This is a genomic window from Prescottella agglutinans (assembly GCF_004011865.1).
GTDB lineage: Bacteria > Actinomycetota > Actinomycetes > Mycobacteriales > Mycobacteriaceae > Prescottella > Prescottella agglutinans.
Map to the genome: position 1 here is coordinate 50,114 of NZ_RKLP01000010.1, position 18,580 is coordinate 68,693.

General features: G+C 68.5%; 20 protein-coding genes. 11 read left to right on the forward strand and 9 right to left on the reverse strand.

The features are described from left to right. Window positions 1–69: 69 nt before the first annotated feature. The 7 genes from EGT67_RS18500 to EGT67_RS18530 all read left to right on the forward strand — a co-directional run bounded on the left by EGT67_RS18500 (window position 70) and on the right by EGT67_RS18530 (window position 8,962). Entirely contained in the window at window positions 70–423 is a 354-nt protein-coding gene (locus tag EGT67_RS18500) for a histone-like nucleoid-structuring protein Lsr2 (protein WP_127917559.1), read from the forward strand. Window positions 424–497: 74 nt separating this feature from the next. Further along, the gene (locus EGT67_RS18505) at window positions 498–1,439 is read left to right on the forward strand and encodes an esterase/lipase family protein (protein ID WP_164877611.1); all 942 of its coding nucleotides are present in this window, start codon (window positions 498–500) and stop codon (window positions 1,437–1,439) included. Window positions 1,440–1,534: 95 nt separating this feature from the next. Then, a complete protein-coding gene (locus EGT67_RS18510) occupies window positions 1,535–3,385 on the forward strand; it encodes a hypothetical protein (RefSeq protein WP_127917561.1) in 1,851 nt (616 codons plus the stop codon). Beyond that, window positions 3,382–4,575, forward strand: a complete 1,194-nt coding sequence (locus EGT67_RS18515; protein WP_127917562.1) for an acyltransferase family protein — start codon at window positions 3,382–3,384, stop codon at window positions 4,573–4,575. Before EGT67_RS18510 ends, EGT67_RS18515 begins: the two co-directional genes overlap by 4 nt. Window positions 4,576–4,665: 90 nt before the next feature. Continuing rightward, window positions 4,666–5,244 (forward strand): carboxymuconolactone decarboxylase family protein, encoded by a 579-nt coding sequence (locus EGT67_RS18520; RefSeq protein ID WP_127917563.1) that lies wholly within the window; start codon window positions 4,666–4,668, stop codon window positions 5,242–5,244. After that, a complete protein-coding gene (locus EGT67_RS18525) occupies window positions 5,241–6,104 on the forward strand; it encodes an RNA polymerase sigma-70 factor (protein WP_127917564.1) in 864 nt (287 codons plus the stop codon). The genes EGT67_RS18520 and EGT67_RS18525 overlap by 4 nt, the downstream gene beginning before the upstream one ends. A gap of 305 nt (window positions 6,105–6,409) precedes the next feature. Then, window positions 6,410–8,962, forward strand: coding sequence for an ATP-dependent Clp protease ATP-binding subunit (locus EGT67_RS18530; protein ID WP_127917565.1), 2,553 nt, complete (start codon window positions 6,410–6,412; stop codon window positions 8,960–8,962). Window positions 8,963–9,028: 66 nt separating this feature from the next. Here EGT67_RS18530 and EGT67_RS18535 read toward each other — a convergent pair whose 3' ends face one another. Continuing rightward, window positions 9,029–9,634, reverse strand: a complete 606-nt coding sequence (locus EGT67_RS18535; RefSeq protein ID WP_241566112.1) for a nucleoside/nucleotide kinase family protein — start codon at window positions 9,632–9,634, stop codon at window positions 9,029–9,031. Window positions 9,635–9,779: 145 nt separating this feature from the next. On the opposite strand from EGT67_RS18535, the gene EGT67_RS18540 reads away from it, so the two are divergent. After that, on the forward strand, window positions 9,780–11,366 hold the full coding sequence (locus EGT67_RS18540; RefSeq protein WP_127917566.1) for an MFS transporter: 1,587 nt from the start codon (window positions 9,780–9,782) through the stop codon (window positions 11,364–11,366). A gap of 55 nt (window positions 11,367–11,421) precedes the next feature. On the opposite strand, the gene EGT67_RS18545 is transcribed toward EGT67_RS18540, so the two are convergent. Further along, on the reverse strand, window positions 11,422–12,075 hold the full coding sequence (locus EGT67_RS18545; RefSeq protein WP_127917567.1) for a hypothetical protein: 654 nt from the start codon (window positions 12,073–12,075) through the stop codon (window positions 11,422–11,424). A gap of 65 nt (window positions 12,076–12,140) precedes the next feature. Here EGT67_RS18545 and EGT67_RS18550 point away from each other — a divergent pair, with 65 nt between their 5' ends. Next, window positions 12,141–12,575: an OsmC family protein gene (locus EGT67_RS18550; protein WP_127917568.1), complete on the forward strand. Its 435-nt coding sequence runs from the start codon at window positions 12,141–12,143 to the stop codon at window positions 12,573–12,575. 50 nt (window positions 12,576–12,625) lie between these two features. Here the strand turns inward: EGT67_RS18550 and EGT67_RS18555 are convergent, their stop codons facing one another. The 7 genes from EGT67_RS18555 to EGT67_RS18585 form a co-directional block, all read right to left on the reverse strand. Beyond that, a complete protein-coding gene (locus EGT67_RS18555) occupies window positions 12,626–12,958 on the reverse strand; it encodes an SH3-like domain-containing protein (RefSeq protein ID WP_127917569.1) in 333 nt (110 codons plus the stop codon). Continuing rightward, on the reverse strand, window positions 12,955–13,629 hold the full coding sequence (gene scnC / locus EGT67_RS18560) for a thiocyanate hydrolase subunit gamma (protein ID WP_127917570.1): 675 nt from the start codon (window positions 13,627–13,629) through the stop codon (window positions 12,955–12,957). Before scnC ends, EGT67_RS18555 begins: the two co-directional genes overlap by 4 nt. A gap of 9 nt (window positions 13,630–13,638) precedes the next feature. Then, window positions 13,639–13,935, reverse strand: coding sequence for an SH3-like domain-containing protein (locus EGT67_RS25555; protein ID WP_338324872.1), 297 nt, complete (start codon window positions 13,933–13,935; stop codon window positions 13,639–13,641). After that, a complete protein-coding gene (locus tag EGT67_RS25560; RefSeq protein ID WP_127917572.1) occupies window positions 13,935–14,369 on the reverse strand; it encodes an SH3-like domain-containing protein in 435 nt (144 codons plus the stop codon). The genes EGT67_RS25555 and EGT67_RS25560 overlap by 1 nt, the downstream gene beginning before the upstream one ends. A 63-nt stretch (window positions 14,370–14,432) precedes the next feature. Continuing rightward, window positions 14,433–15,269 carry a CbtA family protein gene (locus tag EGT67_RS18575; RefSeq protein ID WP_127917573.1) on the reverse strand — a complete coding sequence of 279 codons (837 nt, stop codon included), beginning with the start codon at window positions 15,267–15,269 and terminating at the stop codon, window positions 14,433–14,435. Then, the gene (locus EGT67_RS18580; protein WP_127917574.1) at window positions 15,260–15,454 is read right to left on the reverse strand and encodes a CbtB domain-containing protein; all 195 of its coding nucleotides are present in this window, start codon (window positions 15,452–15,454) and stop codon (window positions 15,260–15,262) included. Before EGT67_RS18580 ends, EGT67_RS18575 begins: the two co-directional genes overlap by 10 nt. A gap of 302 nt (window positions 15,455–15,756) precedes the next feature. Next, window positions 15,757–16,371: a DUF4352 domain-containing protein gene (locus EGT67_RS18585; RefSeq protein ID WP_127917575.1), complete on the reverse strand. Its 615-nt coding sequence runs from the start codon at window positions 16,369–16,371 to the stop codon at window positions 15,757–15,759. A 218-nt stretch (window positions 16,372–16,589) separates the two neighbouring features. Here EGT67_RS18585 and EGT67_RS18590 point away from each other — a divergent pair, with 218 nt between their 5' ends. Then, window positions 16,590–17,801 (forward strand): sensor histidine kinase, encoded by a 1,212-nt coding sequence (locus EGT67_RS18590; protein ID WP_241566113.1) that lies wholly within the window; start codon window positions 16,590–16,592, stop codon window positions 17,799–17,801. Between the two features lie 42 nt (window positions 17,802–17,843). Further along, window positions 17,844–18,494 carry a response regulator gene (locus EGT67_RS18595; RefSeq protein WP_127917576.1) on the forward strand — a complete coding sequence of 217 codons (651 nt, stop codon included), beginning with the start codon at window positions 17,844–17,846 and terminating at the stop codon, window positions 18,492–18,494. Window positions 18,495–18,580: the final 86 nt, after the last annotated feature.

An 18,580-nucleotide genomic window follows, 5' to 3' on the forward strand; every position in this document is an offset into this window, starting at 1 on the left:
GCTTTCGAGTTACCGGCTGGGGCGCATCGCGTCCGGGCATCGACGCGTCATTCGGAAGGAATTGACCCCATGGCAAAGAAGGTCACTGTAACGCTCATCGACGACGTCGATCAGGATGCCACCGCCGATGAAACGGTCGAGTTCGGACTGGATGGGGTTCTGTACGAGATCGATCTGTCTTCCGATAATGCGGCAAAGCTGCGCGAGCAGCTCGACGTGTGGGTTTCGCATGCGCGCAAGGTGACGAATCGTCGTCGTGGCGGTAAGGCGGCCTCGGGTGCTGCGGCGTCCTCGACGCGCGCATCGGTGGACCGCGAGCAGAGTGCAGCGATTCGGGAATGGGCCCGTCGCAATGGCTTCACGGTGTCCTCTCGGGGCCGAATCTCCGCGGAAATCACCGAGGCGTACAACAAGGCTCACTGATTGCGGTCGGAGCACGTCTTCCGACGATTCGGATCCGGGCGTAAAGATCGACTGCTAGGGTCCGCGATGTGCAGCTGAGGCGATTCATTACGGGCGCGGTGCTTTCGGTTTTGTCGCTGGCATGTATGGCTGGGCCGGCGGTGGCGCAGGAGACCTACCCGGTGTCCTACAACTTCCTTGCGGGAATCCCCTTGGAATTGGGCAATCCGGGCGGGTCTGCGCCGGGGTCGAACGACTGGTCGTGTAAACCGTCCGATCGGCACCCGAATCCAGTTGTGTTGGTTCACGGAACCGGCGGTAACCGACAGGACAATTGGGGAACCTACGCTCCACTCCTCGCGAACGAGGGGTATTGCGTCTTCGCCCTCACCTACGGCGCATTCGAAGATCTGCCCTGGCCCATTTTGGCAATCGGCGGAATGAAGCCCATCGAGCAGAGTGCTCAGCAGTTGAGCGATTTCGTGGATCGGGTCCTGCAGTCGACCGGCGCGCGGAAGGTCGATCTGGTCGGGCATTCGCAGGGCACGTTGATGCCGACGTACTACGTCAAGCGTCTCGGCGGAGCCGACAAGGTCGACAAGTACGTGTCGCTCGCGCCGCTGTGGAACGGTACGGACGCGTTCGGTGCCGCACAGATGGTCGGGGCCGTGCGGGCGGCCGGCGCCGGAGCGCTCGTCGACGACAGCATCGGGGCGTTGTGCGAGGCGTGCACGCAGATGGTGGCGGGTTCCGACTTCATGACGGCGCTGGAGTCCGACGGGATCTACGTGCCGCAGGTGACCTATACCAACATCATGACCCGCTACGACGAACTGGTCGTGCCCTACACGAGCGGGTTCCTCGTCGCGCCCAACGCGACCAACGTCGTCGTGCAGGACGGGTGCAGCACGAACTACGGTGAGCATGCGGCGATCGCCGCGGAACCGGTGGCCGCGGCGTACGTGCTCAATGCGCTGGACCCGGGTCGTCAGCGACCGGTGCCGTGCCAGTTCGTCGCACCGATCACGGGAGGCTGACGCTCCACAGGCCTCCTCACGGACCCTCAGAGACGCATTAATTTGCGTGGGTAAGGTTCCGCTCCGGCGATCCGGCCGGGGGAAGGAGTATGCGCGTGCGAGCGGTTCCGCAGGCGGCGACGGGTGACGATCTCGAGTCGTGCGTGCCTGCGACACGGAACCGCACGTGGCGGCTGTCGGCCCGGCAGGTGCTGGTGATGGCCTCGGTCCTCGTCGCCGCGCAACTCGTGGTCCGGGGCGTGGTCGCGTTCGCGGGCGACTTCTACTGGGACGACCTGATCCTCGTCAGCCGGTCGGGGCAGTGGCCGGCGCTGTCGGGCGAGTTCCTGTTCTACGACCACGACGGTCATTTCATGCCTGCCGCGTTCCTGGTCGCGTGGCTCTCCACGGCGGTGGCGCCGCTGAACTGGACGGTGCCGGCGCTGACGCTGATCGCGCTGCAGGCGTTCGCGTCGTTCGCGGTGTTGCGGGTGCTCCGGCTGCTGCTGGGGACCCGGCCGGTGGTGTTGCTGCCGCTGACGTTCTATCTGTTCTCGCCGCTGACGCTGCCGTCGTTCGCGTGGTGGGCCGCGGGCCTGAACTCGCTGCCGATGCAGATCGGGCTGGCGTGGGTGGCGGGCGACGCGATCCGGCTGTGCCGCACCGGACGAATCCGCTTCGCGGTGTCGGGGGCGGTCGTGGCGGCGCTGTCGCTGGCGTTCTTCGAGAAGTCGGCGCTGGTGCCGTTCGTCGCGTTCGCGGTCGTCGCGCTGATGTACCGCGTCGACGGGATCGAGCGTCCGGTCCGGGCGGCGCTGGTGCGCGGGCGGGCGTTGTGGGTCCCGCTCGCGGTGGTGGTGGCCGGGTGGGCCGCGGCATACATGTACTTCACCCATTCCCGCCTGGTGGTGCCGTCGGCGACGCAGACGGTCGGGCTGGCGCATCACGGCACGTCCCTCGGTCTGGTGCCGACCCTGCTCGGCGGGCCGTGGGCGTGGGATCGGTGGCCGCCGAGCCCGCCGTGGGCGACGCCGCCGGCGGTGCTGGTGGTGCTGGGATGGCTGGCCGTGGCGGCGGCCCTGGCGTGGTCGCTGCGGTACCGGCAGCGCACCGCGGGCATCTGGGTGTCGATGGTCGCCTACGTCGCCGTCTCCGAGGCCGCGATGGTCCTCACCCGGTCCGGGCCCGACACCGCGTACGAACTGGCGCAGACCCTCAGATACGTCGCCGACAGCGCGGTCGTCATCGCGATCGGCTCGGCGCTGATCGTGCGCGCGCCCCGGCGGCCCGGGGTGCGCCCGCTGTTGCGGCCGCACCCGGTGTTCGTGGCCGCGTTGGCGGTGCTGTTCGTCGCGAGCAGCCTGTGGTCGACGGCGACGTTCACGGCACGATGGCGCGACAACCCGACCGTCGACTACCTCGCGAACGGGCGGGCGGCGCTCGCCGCGAATCAGGACACCCCGCTGCTGGACCAGCCGGTGTCGATCTACGTGCTGCTGCCCGTCGCATACCCGCACAACACGACCAGTCACATCTTCGGGCCGCTGCGGGAGCGTCCCGAGTTCGCGCGGTCCACCAACTATCTGCAACTGTTCGACGACTCCGGCAAGCTGATCCCCGCCGCGGTCACACCGGCCCGCAACATCGGGCAGGGCCCGGTGCCGGGTTGCGGCTACCGCGTCGAGGACGAGTCGGTCGAGTTGCCGCTGGACGGCCCGCTCATCGACTGGGAGTGGACGGCGCAACTCAACTACTTCGCGAGCGCCGACGGCGTCGTCGAGGTGGGGCTGAACCGCAGCGGCGACACCGCGACGGTGTCGGTGGAGGCCGGGCTGAACCAGGTGTTCGTGCGACTGTTCGGTGCGGGTGATGCGCTGCGGGTGCGGACCGTGACGCCCGGACTCGAGCTGTGCGTGGGGGCCGGCCCGGTCGGGTCCGTCGCACCGGCACCGGGTGCGGGGTCGTGAGCGCGTCGGGCTACGTCCGGTCGCTGACGGGCCTGCGGGCGATCGCGGCGCTGCTCGTGGTGGGCGCCCACGCGGCGTTCTGGACCGGGCGGTACACGCCCGACCTCGCCGGCGGTGCCTTCTCCCGCCTCGAGATCGGGGTGGCGATCTTCTTCGTCCTGTCGGGATTCCTGTTGTTCCGGCCGTGGCTGCGGGCAGCGGCGGGGGAGCGGGAACTTCCGTCGACCCGCACCTACCTGTGGCATCGGGCGCGACGCATCCTGCCGGCGTACTGGATCACCGTCGTCGCGACGTACGCGATCTACCTGTTCCGGGACGACGCCGGGGAGACCGGGCTGGGCTGGTCGGGCTTCCTGCGGAACATGACGCTCACCCAGATCTACGGGCCCGGGCACCTGCACACCGGGCTCACCCAGATGTGGAGTCTCGCGGTCGAGGCCACGTTCTATCTGCTGCTGCCCCTCCTCGGCTGGCTGCTGGTGGTCGTGGTCTGCCGGCGGGAGTGGCATCCGGTCCGGCTGGCGCTCGCGCTGCTCGGGGTCGTCGCGATCACGCCGCTGTGGACGTCGATCACCCACCACACCGACATCTCGTTCACCGCCCGGCTGTGGCTGCCGGGGTTCGTCGCGTGGTTCGCCGGCGGCATGTTGCTCGCGTTGGCATCGGTGACGCTGAAGCGCTGCAACCCGTACGGCGCGGGACTGCTCGCGCTGTACTTCCTTCTGCTGGCGTGCACGCCGCTGGCGGGGGAGGCGACGATCGTCCCGATGAACGCCACCGAGGCGGTCACCAAGTCGATGCTCTACCTGCTGTTCGCGACCACGCTGATGGCACCGCTCGTGATCGGCGACCGGCCGGGGCCGCTCGGGCGCCTGTGCTCGTCGGCCCCGATGGTGTGGCTCGGCGAGATCTCCTACGAGATCTTCCTCGTGCACCTCGTGGTGATGGAGTTGGTCGTCGACATGCTCGGCTACCGAACGTTCCAGGGCTCGACGGTCGGGGTCTTCGTCGTCACCGTCGCGTTCACCGTCCCCATCGCGTGGGCGCTGCACCGGACCCTGGAACGGGTGATCCCCACCGGCCCGCGCGTGGAGCGGCGGGCGATGACGGTGGTGCGGCGCGACGATTCCGGCCCGGACGATTCCGACCCGGACGGCGCTGTCGAGCCGACGCCCGTGCGAGTCGACTGACGTAGGTCGCCCGACGCGTTCGTTTCCGGTGTCACATTTCCTCCGCCGCCGGTGTCTTCATGCCGAGAGCACGCGATCGGAGGAGGAATCATGACCAGCAATACCCGGATCCCGAAGGCCGAACTGACCGGTGTCTACGGCGCGGTGGTCAAGCGGATGTCCCGCAAGATGCTCGGCGACGTGGCCGAACCGGTCGAGGTGACGTGGCACAACCGGAAGGTGCTGAACTTCAGTTTCACCGTCGGTCGCAAGGCGCAGAAGTGGGACAAGTGCGACGAGAACCTGAAGTCGTTCGCCCACATGGCGGTGGCCGGCCTCGTCGGCTGCAGCTTCTGCCTGGACTTCGGCTACTTCCACGCCCACAACGAGGGACTCGATCTGACCAAGGCCCGTGAGGTTCCCCGCTGGCGAGAGTCCGAGGTGTTCACACCCCTGGAGCGGGACGTCATGGAGTACGCGGAGGCGATGACCCTGACCCCGCCGACCGTGACCGACGGTTTGTCGGCGAGGCTGCTCGACGCGCTCGGCCCGGCCGCGCTGGTGGAACTGACCGCGTTCATCGCGGTGGCGAACCTCATGACCCGCACCAACACCGCGTTCGGCATCGAATCGCAGGGCTTCTCGGCGTCGTGTGGGCTGAAGCCACTCGCCCTACGCTCGACGACATGACCGGCGACCCGTTCGTCACCCATCGCAGCCTGCTCTTCACCGTCGCGTACGAGATGCTCGGCTCGGCGGCCGACGCCGAGGACGTGGTGCAGGAGACCTGGCTGCGATGGGCGGACGTCGACCAGGGCGAGGTCCGCGACCCGCGCGCCTATCTGGTCCGCATCGTCACCCGGCAGGCACTCAACCGGCTCCGGTCGGAGTCCCGCCGTCGGGAGGAGTACGTCGGGGAGTGGCTGCCCGAGCCGCTGCTGACCACCCCCGATGTCGCCGACGACGTCGAACTCGCGGAGAACGTGTCGATCGCCATGCTCACCGTGCTCGAGACCCTCGGTCCGGTCGAGCGGGCGGTGTTCGTGCTGCACGAGGTGTTCGAGACGCCGTACCAGGAGATCGCCGAAGTGGTGGGCAAGACCCCGGCCGCGGTCCGGCAGATCGCGCACCGCGCGCGCGAGCACGTCGGCGCGCGCCGGCCGAGGATGCGCGTCGACCGCGACGAACAGCAGGCGGCGGTCGAGAAGTTCCTGGCCGCCGTTTCCACCGGTGACGTGGAGGCGCTGGTGAAGGTGCTCGCGCCGGACGTGGTGGTGATCGCCGACGGCGGCGGTATCGCGGCGGCTGCGCGCAAGCCGATCGTGGGCGCCGCGCGGGTGGCGGCGTTCCTGGCTCGCGCCGCGACGTTCCCGGACTTCGTGACGACGTCGACGTACCTCAACGGGATGCCGGGCATCCGGATCGACGTCGGGGGCGAGCCCACCGCGGTGAGCGTGGTGGTCGAGGACGGGCGGATCACCCGGATCTTCGCCATCCGCAACCCGCACAAGCTGGGGTCGCTCGACAAGGCGGCGGAACTGCGGCGTTGATGCCCCGCCGGGCACCGGCGAGGTTCCTGCCGCGGACGCGTCCCGCGGAGATGTTCGCTTCAGGCGTACAGCGCGCGGGAAACGATTCCGCGACCTGCGGCGTTGAGACTTTTATGCAGGTCGGCTCCGCGCGTTCGACGGGTGGAGGAGCGGCAGGCCGGAGGGTCGCCCACTAGAGTGTGAAGTGGGGTCGTGGAACCTTCGGTTCCGGAGGCCGTCAGCCTGTTGTGCCGGAGCGAGACGCGGCGGGAAGGTACGAGACATCAGGTCTCGGAGCTGACCGCCGGAAAGTGTGAGGGAGAGCGATGTTCGAGAGGTTCACCGATCGCGCGCGGCGCGTCGTCGTCCTGGCTCAAGAAGAAGCCAGGATGCTCAACCACAACTACATCGGCACGGAACACATCCTTCTCGGCCTGATCCACGAGGGCGAGGGTGTGGCGGCGAAGTCGCTGGAGTCCCTGGGTATCTCCCTCGAAGGCGTCCGCAGTCAGGTCGAGGAGATCATCGGCCAGGGCCAGCAGGCCCCGTCCGGCCACATCCCCTTCACTCCGCGTGCCAAGAAGGTCCTCGAGCTGAGCCTGCGCGAGGCGCTGCAGCTCGGACACAACTACATCGGCACCGAGCACATCCTGCTCGGCCTGATCCGCGAGGGCGAAGGTGTCGCGGCCCAGGTGCTCGTCAAGCTGGGCGCCGACCTCAACCGTGTCCGCCAGCAGGTCATCCAGCTGCTGTCGGGCTACCAGGGCAAGGAGCCGGCCGAGTCCGGCGGCAGCCGCGGCGAGGCGGGCACCCCGTCGACGTCGCTGGTCCTCGACCAGTTCGGCCGCAACCTCACCCAGGCCGCCCTCGAGGGCAAGCTCGACCCGGTCATCGGCCGCTCGAAGGAGATCGAGCGGGTCATGCAGGTGCTGAGCCGCCGCACCAAGAACAACCCTGTCCTCATCGGCGAGCCGGGCGTCGGCAAGACCGCCGTGGTCGAGGGCCTCGCGCAGGCCATCGTCAACGGCGAGGTGCCGGAGACCCTCAAGGACAAGCAGCTGTACACGCTGGACCTGGGTTCGCTGGTCGCCGGCAGCCGCTACCGCGGTGACTTCGAGGAACGCCTGAAGAAGGTCCTCAAGGAGATCAACACCCGCGGCGACATCATCCTGTTCATCGACGAGCTGCACACGCTGGTCGGTGCGGGTGCCGCCGAGGGCGCGATCGACGCGGCCTCGATCCTCAAGCCGAAGCTGGCCCGTGGCGAGCTGCAGACCATCGGCGCCACCACCCTCGACGAGTACCGCAAGTACATCGAGAAGGACGCCGCCCTCGAGCGCCGGTTCCAGCCGGTGCAGGTCGGCGAGCCGACGGTCGAGCACACCATCGAGATCCTCAAGGGTCTGCGCGACCGCTACGAGGCGCACCACCGCGTCTCCATCACGGACAGCGCCCTGGTCGCGGCGGCCACCCTGGCCGACCGCTACATCAACGACCGCTTCCTGCCGGACAAGGCCATCGACCTCATCGACGAGGCCGGCGCCCGAATGCGCATCCGCCGGATGACCGCGCCGCCGGACCTGCGCGAGTTCGACGACAAGATCGCCGACGCCCGCCGCGAGAAGGAATCGGCGATCGACGCGCAGGACTTCGAGAAGGCCGCGAACCTGCGCGACAAGGAGAAGACCCTCGTCGCCCAGCGCGCCGAGCGCGAGAAGCAGTGGCGTTCCGGTGACCTGGACGTCATCGCCGAGGTCGACGACGAGCAGATCGCCGAGGTGCTGGGCAACTGGACCGGTATCCCGGTCTTCAAGCTCACCGAGGAGGAGACCACGCGTCTGCTCCGCATGGAGGAGGAGCTGCACAAGCGGATCATCGGCCAGGAAGACGCCGTCAAGGCCGTCTCCAAGGCGATCCGCCGCACCCGCGCCGGCCTGAAGGATCCGAAGCGTCCGTCCGGCTCGTTCATCTTCGCCGGCCCGTCCGGTGTCGGTAAGACCGAGCTGTCCAAGGCGCTGGCGAACTTCCTGTTCGGCGACGACGACGCGCTCATCCAGATCGACATGGGCGAGTTCCACGACCGGTTCACCGCGTCGCGGCTGTTCGGTGCCCCTCCCGGCTACGTCGGCTACGAAGAGGGCGGCCAGCTCACCGAGAAGGTGCGCCGCAAGCCGTTCTCGGTGGTCCTGTTCGACGAGATCGAGAAGGCGCACCAGGAGATCTACAACACCCTCCTGCAGGTGCTCGAGGACGGCCGTCTCACCGACGGTCAGGGGCGCACGGTCGACTTCAAGAACACCGTGCTGATCTTCACCTCGAACCTGGGTACCTCGGACATCTCCAAGGCAGTGGGTCTGGGCTTCTCCGCCGGAACGGGCAGCGAGTCGAACTACGAGCGCATGAAGCTCAAGGTCCACGACGAGCTCAAGAAGCACTTCCGCCCCGAGTTCCTCAACCGCATCGACGACATCATCGTCTTCCACCAGCTGACTCAGTCCGAGATCATCCAGATGGTGGACCTGATGATCGGTCGCGTCGAGGCGCAGCTGAAGAACAAGGACATGGACATCGAGCTGACCGAGCAGGCCAAGTCGCTGCTCGCGAAGCGCGGCTTCGATCCGGTGCTCGGTGCGCGTCCGCTGCGCCGCACCATCCAGCGCGAGATCGAGGACCAGCTGTCGGAGAAGATCCTCTTCAACGAGCTGGGCCCGGGCCAGATCGTCCTGGTCGACGTCGAGGGCTGGGACGGTGAGGGTGCCGGCGAGAACGCGAAGTTCACGTTCCGTGGCGCCCCGAAGCCGGTCACGGTTCCGGACTCGCCGGCCGAGGCGCTGGCCGGTGCCGGAGACACCCCGTCCGAGGGCGGCTCGGCCGAGTAGGTTCACGTGGAACGACGCCCCGCGAGCGAAAGCTCGCGGGGCGTCGTCGTCTCTTGGGCGCGATCGTCACATGCCGGTGCCGGCGGAACTCGTGATCATCGTGACGTGGGCGGCACGCCGCGTCCGGTCCGGCCCGAACAGCGCTGCCTCCTGCCGCGCCCAGCGGGCCCAGTGCGGTCGGAACATCTCGCCGTCGCGCCGCAGGGCACGTCGCATCCGGTCGTCCGGGTCGGCGTCGACGAACACCCGCACCGAGAAGTACTCGCGTGCGGTGCCGCAGGTCGACCCGGCGCCCTCGACGATCAGGTACCGGTGGCGGCGGACCGCGCGCCACTCCGCGTACCTGCCGAGATGCCAGTCGTAGCGCCGGTAGCGGGGGATCCGGCCGTGCCGGGCGGGGGCGAGGATCCACCGGACGAGCCGCGGGACTGCGGCGGCAAGTCCGTCCCAACCGGGGTACAGGTCGTCCATGCGGACGATCGGCGCGTCGTCCAGGGCCGCGGCGACCTGGTCGGCCAATGTCGACTTTCCGCCGCCCGCGGGGCCGTCGATGCCGACCAGGATCGGTCCGCGTCCCCGACGCCGCCGTCGATGAGCGGCGCGCGCCAGCGCTGCGGTCCGGGTTGCGCCCTCGACCGGCGCGGGGCTGCTCCGATCGTCTTCGATGGTCACGGTCGGCAACGTTATGCCGCCGTCTGCGTGGTCGGCGTGCGCCGTGCCGGTCGAGGGAGCCCAGGGCGTCGATCATCCGGATTCCGCGACCGGCCTTTCGGCCTTTCGGCGAGCACTGCGGACCCGGATGGTGTGGACTGACCGCATGACATCCGCAGCGGTCGGGACCCGCCCCGCCCGGGCTCCGTTCGTCCTGACGGCACTGATACTCGTTGCCGCCGTGGCGAACCTGAACTTGGCGGTGGCCAACGTCGCGTTGCCCGACATCGGTCGGGCCTTCGACGCGAGTCAGACGCAGCTGAATCTGATCGCCGTCGGATACTCGGTCGGTCTGGCGGGTTCGGTGCTGTACCTCGGTGCCCTCGGCGACCGCTTCGGGCGCAAGATGATGCTCGTGCTCGGCATGGTGCTGTCGGTGCCGGCGTGTGTCGTCGCCGCGTTCGCGCCGAGCGTCGAGGTGTTGATCTTCGCCCGCCTGCTCGGCGGTGTCGCGGCCGGCATGGCCTTCCCGACCACCCTCGCACTGATCACGGCGCTCTGGTCGGGGCCGGGCAGGACCAAGGCCATCGCATTGTGGTCCGCGATCGGTGGCGGCATCTCCGCTCTCGGTCCGCTGGTGTCCGGGGCCCTGCTGAAGTCGTTCGAGTGGGGTTCGGTGTTCCTGGTGACGGTTCCGCTGGCGCTGGTCGCGTTGGGTTTCGCCGCGGTCTTCGTGCCGAGTCACGTCAACGAGTCGACCGATCCGGTGGACCACCTCGGCGGGATCGTGTCGGTGATCCTGGTGGCGGCGTTGGTGCTGGGTATCAACTTCGCTCCCGTCTCCGGGATGGGGGCGACGACACTGTCGTTGCTGCTGATCGCGGCCGCCGCCGGGGTGGCGTTCGGGATCCGGCAGTTGCGGGCGAGGTATCCGCTGTTCGATCTGCACGTGGCGCGTCGACGAATCTTCTGGGTGGCCGCGGTCGCCGGCATCGTCGTGTTCGGCACGCTGATGGGGACGCTGTACATCGGCCAGCAGTTCATGCAGAACGTGCTCGGCTATTCCACGCTGGCAGCGGGCGCCGCCGGTCTGCCCGCGGCGGCGGTCATGGTGGTGGTGGCGCCGCAGTCGGCCAAGTTGGTCGAGTCGCACGGCGCGCGGTTCACCCTGCTGCTCGGATACGTGGCGATCGTGCTGGGACTGCTGGTCGCGTTCCTGCTGTGGAAGGAGGACGCGCAGTACTGGAAGATCGCACTCGGCTACATGTTGCTCGGCGCGGGCGTCGGACTCGCGGGCACGCCCGCCTCGCACTCACTGACCGGGTCGGTGCCGGTGTGGCGGGCGGGGATGGCCTCGGGCACTGCGGACCTGCAGCGCGATCTGGGCGGCGCCATCGTGCAGTCGGTGCTCGGCGCGCTGCTCACCGCCGGCTACTCGGCCTCCTTCGCTGCCGCGATTGCCGCCAGTCCGGAGTCGGGTGAGATCACCGAACAGACCCAGGACGCGCTGGAGAAGTCGTTCGCCGGCGCCGAGAACGTCGCGGAGCGGTATCCGCAGTACGCGGACGCGATCACGGCTGCCGCCCGGTCGGCCTTCCTCGAGGGCGATGCCCACGCATACGGTGCGGCGATCGCGATCGTCCTGGTCGGTGCCGCGCTGGTCTTCTTCGCCTACCCGGATCGTGACGGGGAACGGGAACTGCTCGCGCAGTATCGGGACACCGACGAGGCGGCCGAGCGCGCGCACCGGTAGTCCTGACCGAAGCGCCGGCACCGGCGGCGCACGCGGGTCGGTGACCCGGGCCGTGTCAGCCGCCCGAGTCCGGCGTCGTCGCCCTCCCGGGTGCCGGTGGTCTCATCAGCAGTGCCGCGGCCAGGAAGCACAGCGCCCCGATCAGCGTGCCGAGGTTCGCGGCCGTCGCGTTCTCCGGAACGTGGGTGCCGGGCACGAACACCGCCCCGATCGCCGAGACGCCGAAGGCGACCGACCCGATCGCGTTCAGCCAGGTGCTGCCCCAGTTGCGCGCGTGCGGATCCCAGAGGCCGTCGACGTCGGTGGTGGCGACCACCGCGAGCAGGCTGGAGACGAGGAAGAACGTGGAGCCGAACAGATCCGGCTCCCACACGAACTCGTGATGTTCGGGGAGCGACAGGCTGCGTATCAGCGCGGTGCCGGTACTGAAGTTGAACAGCAGGGTGCCGACGAACTGTACGAGCGCGGACCACCAGTCGTACCGGTCGACACGGGACGTCGCCGCGCCGGGGACGGTCCGCCCGCTCAGCCGCAGTTGGACGAAGGCCGCGGCCGTGAAGAAGAGTGAGCCGACGAAGAAGGTGAGGTTGTCGGTCTCGGTGCCCACGGCGGTCGCGTATCCCGGGACGGCGCCGAGCGCGAAGAGGGCCGAGCCGATCGCGAAACCGATCGACTCCCTCCGGAGTCCCGCCTTCCCCAGCCGCCCCATGTGATCACACGATAAGGGGTAGTTTGCGAAGAGGACGTGGACCGATCGACACGAGAGGATCTGCAATGCCCACACGCACTGCGCGCACCGCTTGGAACGGAACACTCGAAAAGGGTTCGGGCCAGGTGGAACTCACCAGTTCGGGAGTCGGGACGTTCGAGGTCTCCTTCCCGAAGCGGGCCGCCGACGAGGCCGGCGGGACGACCAGTCCCGAGGAATTGGTCGCGGCGGCACACTCGGCCTGCTACGCCATGCAGTTGTCGGCGCTGATCGGGGAGGCGGGCGGCACCCCGCAGAGCCTGGACATCCGCGCCGACGTCTCGCTGGGGCCCGACGACCCGGGATTCAAGCTCACCGGTATCAAGCTCACGGTCCGTGGAGAGGTGGACGGCCTGGACGCTGCGGGGTTCGCCCGAGTCGCCCAGGCCGCCAAGGAGTCCTGCCCGGTGAGCAAGGCCCTCACCGGCGTCGAGATCACGCTCGACGCCGCGCTCGAGTAGTCACCTTGTCGTGAGTGCTCGAACGTGCTGGGGCGGAGGCTGTTCCGTCTTCAGGCGCGTTCGAGCCTCGCCCGTACCTGTTCCATCTTCGCGCGCAGTTCGTCCTGGCTGACGATGCCGCGATCGAGGAAGGTGTGCGCCGTGGTGATCGCGGACCGTGAATGGACGGGGAACTGGCTGTAGACGGTCTCGCCGAGTTCGTCCTCGGTGTGCCGGCGTTCGAGGTTGTCCCACGATCCGCGCCACGACAGGCACTCGCACGTGGCCTGCATCGCGGACTCCCACGGATCCGGCTTGCGGTCGGTGTCGTCGAGGTCCCCGGCGCGTTCGCTCCCGCGTTGCAGGGTGCGGAGAATGACTTCGTAGCCCTGTGTGGTCGTCACTTGCCACCTCCGGCCGACGGTGCCTGCGATGCGTCCCAGTCCGCCGAGGGGAGCGCCACGCCGATCATGGTGTCGCGGGTGACGATCTTCTCGAGTTGCTCCTCGGTCCATCCCTCGGTGCCCTCGGGGCGCATCGGCATGACCATGAACCGTGACTTCTGGTTCGAATCGTGCACCCGCACTTCCACATCGGACGGAAAGTGCAGGCCGAACTCGGCGAGGACCTCGCGGGGCCGGCGGACCATCCGCCGCCGGTAGTTCGGCGTCCGGTACCAGTCCGGCGACATGCCGAGGACGGGCCGCGGGTAGCACGAGCACAGCGTGCACACGATCACGTTGTGGACCTCGGGGGTGTTCTCGAGAACGTAGAAGAAGGTGTAGTCGCTGGGGGTGCCGGTGCCCGTCGGGTCGGTCCAGTCGATGCCCACCTCCTTGCTCGACTCGGTGCCGTTCTCGAGCAGCCGCTTCTTGAACTCGGGGTCGGTCCAGGCCTTGGCGACCATCTTCGAGCCGCCCGACGGCCCGATGGACTCGGCCCATTCGGAGAAGCGGCGGTGGTCCTCGGCCGAGAAGAGACCCTTCTCGATCGCGAGCTCCCGCAGCGCGAGTTCGAGCACCTCGAACTCACTGATCTCCTCGGAAGCCTGGATGGGGGCGTGTGGATCGCTCACTTCTCCTCCTCACTCGTTCTTCCCGGCGGCCCGGAGCCAGCCTTCCGCGCACTCGGTCTCGAGCGTGTCGATGTCGTATCCCGTGTAGCGCGGCCACAGATCGGTCTGCTTGAAGCGGACGACGTAGAACGGTTCCTTGCGCCCGGTCTCCAGCTTGTCGAACGCCTCGTCCTCGGGGATCACCCACTCGGGGCGGTGTTCGACGACCACGCCCTCTTGATTGCGTACGAAAGCCTGTGTGCGGGTGTGGAAAATGCTCGTCTGATCCTTCACGACCACCCGGTCGCCGACCTTGAACTTGGGCATCACTTCCTCGCCTCCTCGAGACGGGCCCGCACCTCGTCGATCTTGTCGCACAGTTCGTCGAGCGGGATGAGGCCCTTGTCGACCATCACCTTGGCGGCCACGGTGATCCACCGCGCGTAGTAGGGGTAGCCGAAGTACTGTGTCTCGCCCAGGTCCACTTCGGCACGACGGCGCATCTCCGAGTTCCACGCGCCTCGCCAGCCGAGGCACTCGCACGTGACGTACGTGTTCATCTCCCAGGCCTCCTCCTCCTTCTCGAGGTAGGGGACCGAGAGCGCCGGTTGACCGCCGACGTCGTGCAGGACGTGCCGCAGGACGTCGTACTGTGCGTTGGTGATCGTGTAGGGCGAATCCTGGGCGTCGTGTTCGGCGGGGGTGATCTTGGCCAGACCGTCGGTGAGGGTCTGGAATCGAGCCTGATTTGCGGTGGTCATGGAGGTCTCCCTTCCATGGGGTTCGGTGATTCCTGGTGTTCCGAATCCTCGCCAGTGCCCTTCCTACGATCGCGCGGTTCCGGTCGTCTGCGCCCGACCCTGTGCGTCGAGAGAGGCTGTCGTCCTCGGCGACTCGCCTCGTCGGGACCGCTCGGTGAGGAAGGCGAAGACGAGGCCGAGGCAGAGCCACAGGGTCGCCTGGGTTGCCATGGACGAGATCCGGAACTGCCACAGCAGCGTGGCCGGGAAGTCTTCCCCCACCTCGTTCACGGTCGGCAGCAACAGGTAGCCGGCGGTGACGATCGCGACGAACGTGACGACCGATGCGATTACCCGAACCGTCCAATAGTGCTGCGAGGCAAGTAACTTCGACACGTAGACGGCGGCAGCGACGGCGGCGAGCCCGAGGACCAGCGCGGCCAGCCAGTACCAGGTGCGCTGATCGATGGTGTCCGGGTCTCCAACCGCGGGCGGATTGGCCGGGTACTTGAAGAACGGTACGGCCTCGACGGCCAGCCACCCCGCGCCGGCCAACCCCAGCGCCAGCAGCGGACCCGACATGGCCGTGTGTCGGCGTGCGTAGTGCGCCACGACGCCGAATATCGCGCCGAGGGCGACGCCGGCCAGCGTCGTCGCCAGGATCAGGCCGGCCCGCTGCCCGTCCCGTGAGACCAGGGGTTCGTCGCTGTCGGAGTGGGAGTGGCCGGCCGTCGCGTTCGGGCCCGGGTGCTCGTGCGCGCCCGTGGCGTCGCTCGCCGGAGCCGATTCCTCGATCGCGATGGCCGCCGCGACGTGCGGTTCCCCGAGAGCGAAGGCGACCGCGCCGGTCAGGAGTCCGGCGATCAGCCCGGCGAGGATGCCCCGCAGCAGCAGATTCTTCAGCGAACCGGTCAGTGGCACGGGAGCCCCAGCAGGTGTCGGCCGTCGTGCATCAGTTCGTGCATGTACATCCCGGTGCGGGAGACGGCGCCCTGGTCGAAGCCGACGATGTAGAGCGTCAGCAGGGCGAGGAGAACCACTCCGACCGCGGCGAGGGCAATTCCGAGTGATTCGATTGCCCGATTCGGGCTGTGGGCGAGAGTCATGGGGTCCTCCTGGAGATTCGTCCCGGCATGGCCGGTCCGGAGGGCGCCGACTGACGGCACAGGGCGAGTCGGGGCCGGACTCGCGCGGCCGGACGGACGTCGGGGCGGCGAACAGCCATGGTCTGCGGTCCGAACGCTGTGGACTGGCCGACCCCTCGTCGATCGGAACGCACATCCGACGCTACGCGGCGGGTTTCCTCGAATCCCGCGGTTGTGTACTTCACACAACTGCGAACGCGCCCGGGGGGTTCGGCAACCCCTCGATGCCGAACCCCACGGGCGCAACCATCCCGGACTCGCCGCTACTGCAGCAGGATCGACTCGCCGCCGGAGAACACGGAGTCGTGAACCTCGAGGACCGCGGGAACGGTGCCCGGGGGCACGTCGAAGACGATGGTGGCCTCGACGGAGTTGCCGGGATTGATCTGTTCGAACGCAACGCCCTGATCGAGTGTGATCGTGGCCATGTCGTCCACCGAGTGCTGGCGGTCCTGTGCGTCCACGAGCTTCTGTGCGGACGTCGTGAAGCTCTGTGCGCGATCCCCGATGTTGCGCACGGTCATGCGGACGAGGACGAACTGCCCCTGCGCCTTCTCGGTGAGGTACTCGTTGACACCGACGCTCGGAACCCCGGCCTCGACGCCGTTCACGACGAACTCGAACTTGCCGTCGCGGACCGGGGTGCCGATCCGGGCGTCCACGGGGGCCTCGGCGGCGCCGGTGGCTGCACCGGCCGCTCGGGCGGCGTCCGACGGCTTGTCGCCCGACCCGCCGCTGACGGCAGTGATCGCGATGATCGCGACGATCACGGCGCCGAGCCCGGTGAGGATCTTGTGGCGGGCGAACCAGCTCTTCTGGGCCGGCGGCTGGGGCTGGGGCTGGGGCTGCGGGGGCGCGGGCTGCTGGGGAGTGCTCACGGACAGTTCCTTTCGACGTCGACGACGCGGCCGGTGGTGTGGCCGAGTCGGGCTCTGCGACAAGCACACCGCGCGTGAGGGCTCGGCGTCTTCCTCCAGAAGTCGGACGCCCCTCCTCATTTCGGACGGTTTTCGCCGCGCCGATCGTGCAGTCGGGTACCGTCGCCCGACGTTCGGGGGATGTCGGGCTGTCGGCGCCCGTGCGTACGGTTCTGTCCGTGAAATCCGAGACTGCCGGCCGGATCCGGCGCCGTCTGTGGACGGTCGGCGCCGTCACGCTCAGCATCGTGTGCTCGCTGACTACGTTGGGCCTCGCGTCCAGCTCCGGGAACACGCCGGGCTGGAACCACGGGATCGGGTTCGTCCTCGCGTTGGTGGCGGCCGCCGCGCTGACGCGGCGGCATCAGTATCCGTGGCAGGTCCTAGGCATCTGTCTTGCCGCCCCGCTGGTGTTCGAGACGGACGCGACGGCGGCGCTCATCGCGCTGTTCGCGGTCATCCGGGTCGCGCGGGGGTTCCAATTAGCGGGCGCTGCGCTGGCGGTGTTCGTGGTGTGCGGGGTCTCGCTCACCTACGACGCGCACCGGTTGCGGGAGGACTCGGTCCTCACGATGTCGACCGAAAATCCCGAGACAGGCGTGGTGGAACAGTACGACGTGGCGCTGTGGATCCCGTGGCTCGTCGCGGCGGTCCTGGTGGGGCTGGTCCTGGTGCTCGCGCTGTGGGCACGCACCCGGGGCCAGCTCGCCCTGGCCGAGCAGAGCCGTGACGAGGCCACCGAAGAGACGGACGCGATCCGCGACGAGATGATCCGGGCGGAGGAGCGCACCCGGATCGCCCGCGACATGCACGACACGCTGGCCGCGAGTCTCAGCCGGATCTCGTTGTTCGCGGGCGCACTGCAGGTCAACGCAGCCGAGTCGCCGGAGAAGGTCGCGAACTCGGCGGCGCAGATCCGGGCGACGGCGCACGAGGCGCTCGACGACCTCAAGGGCATCGTCGGGGTGCTGCGCGGCACCGCCGGCCCGCGGGAACGCGTCGGACACCAGGGCATCGACGCGGTGCCCGGGATCGTGCAGGCGGCCCGGGCGGCCGGCATGCACTGCGCGCTCAGCACCGACCTCGCACCGGGAGACGTCGGCATGCTGGCGGGACACGTCTGCTATCGCGTGGTGCAGGAGGCGCTCACCAACGCGCAGAAGTACGCGAGTGACCAGGTGGTGGCGATCTCGGTCGAGGGTGCGCCGGAAAGTGGCATTCGTATCTCGATACGTAACCTGTTGAGCACCAGGCCCTCTCAGATCGGAGTCGGATCCCGGACCGGGCTGCGTGGGCTCCACGAACAGGTCCGGGACATCGGTGGGAAGTTCGAAGCCGGACACCTCGACTCGGAGTTCGTCGTGAACTGCTGGGTTCCCTGGTCCGGCTGATCTGCCGGATTTGTCGGTGGCGGAGCATATTCTGGCCGCACTATGACAGATGCCGGACCGATAACCGTTCTGATCGTCGACGACGACCCGTTCGTGCGGCGAGGCGTCGCCGACATCTTCCGGGCCGCCCCGGACATCCTGGTCGTGGGGGACGCGAGTGACGGCGACGAGGTCGTCGCGGCCGTCCGGACCTTCCGCCCGCACGTCGTGCTGATGGATCTCAAGATGAAGCGGGTCGGCGGGCTCGAGGCGACGCGGATGCTGATGGGGCTGTCGAATCCTCCCAAGGTCGTGGCGATGACGTCGATGGACGTCGACGACCTCGTCGTCAAGTCCGTCGCGGCCGGAGCCCACAGCTTCCTCAGCAAGGACGAACCCCCGCACACGTTCCATCAGTCGGTCCGCGTGGTTGCGGCCGGGAACACGTTGTTCAGCCCGGAGTCGTTGCGCCGCATCGTTGCTGCGGGCGGTGCGCTCCGCGAGAACGGCCCGGACCTGAGTCGCCTCACCGACCGTGAGCGAGACGTTCTCGCGGTGCTCGCCGAGGGGGAGTCCAACGCCGACATCGGCAAGCGGCTGTACATGAGCGAGACGACGGTCAAGTCGCACGTGTCGGCGATCCTCGGCAAGCTCGGCGCGCGCAATCGCGTCGAGGCCGCCCTGAGCGCGTTCCGGGCCGGCCTCGTCGCCTGATCGAGGCGTTGGATCGACCGGCACGTCCGCGCGCCGGCCGATTCCACTCGACCGTCCTCGTCCGGTGAATCGGCTGTGCCATACTC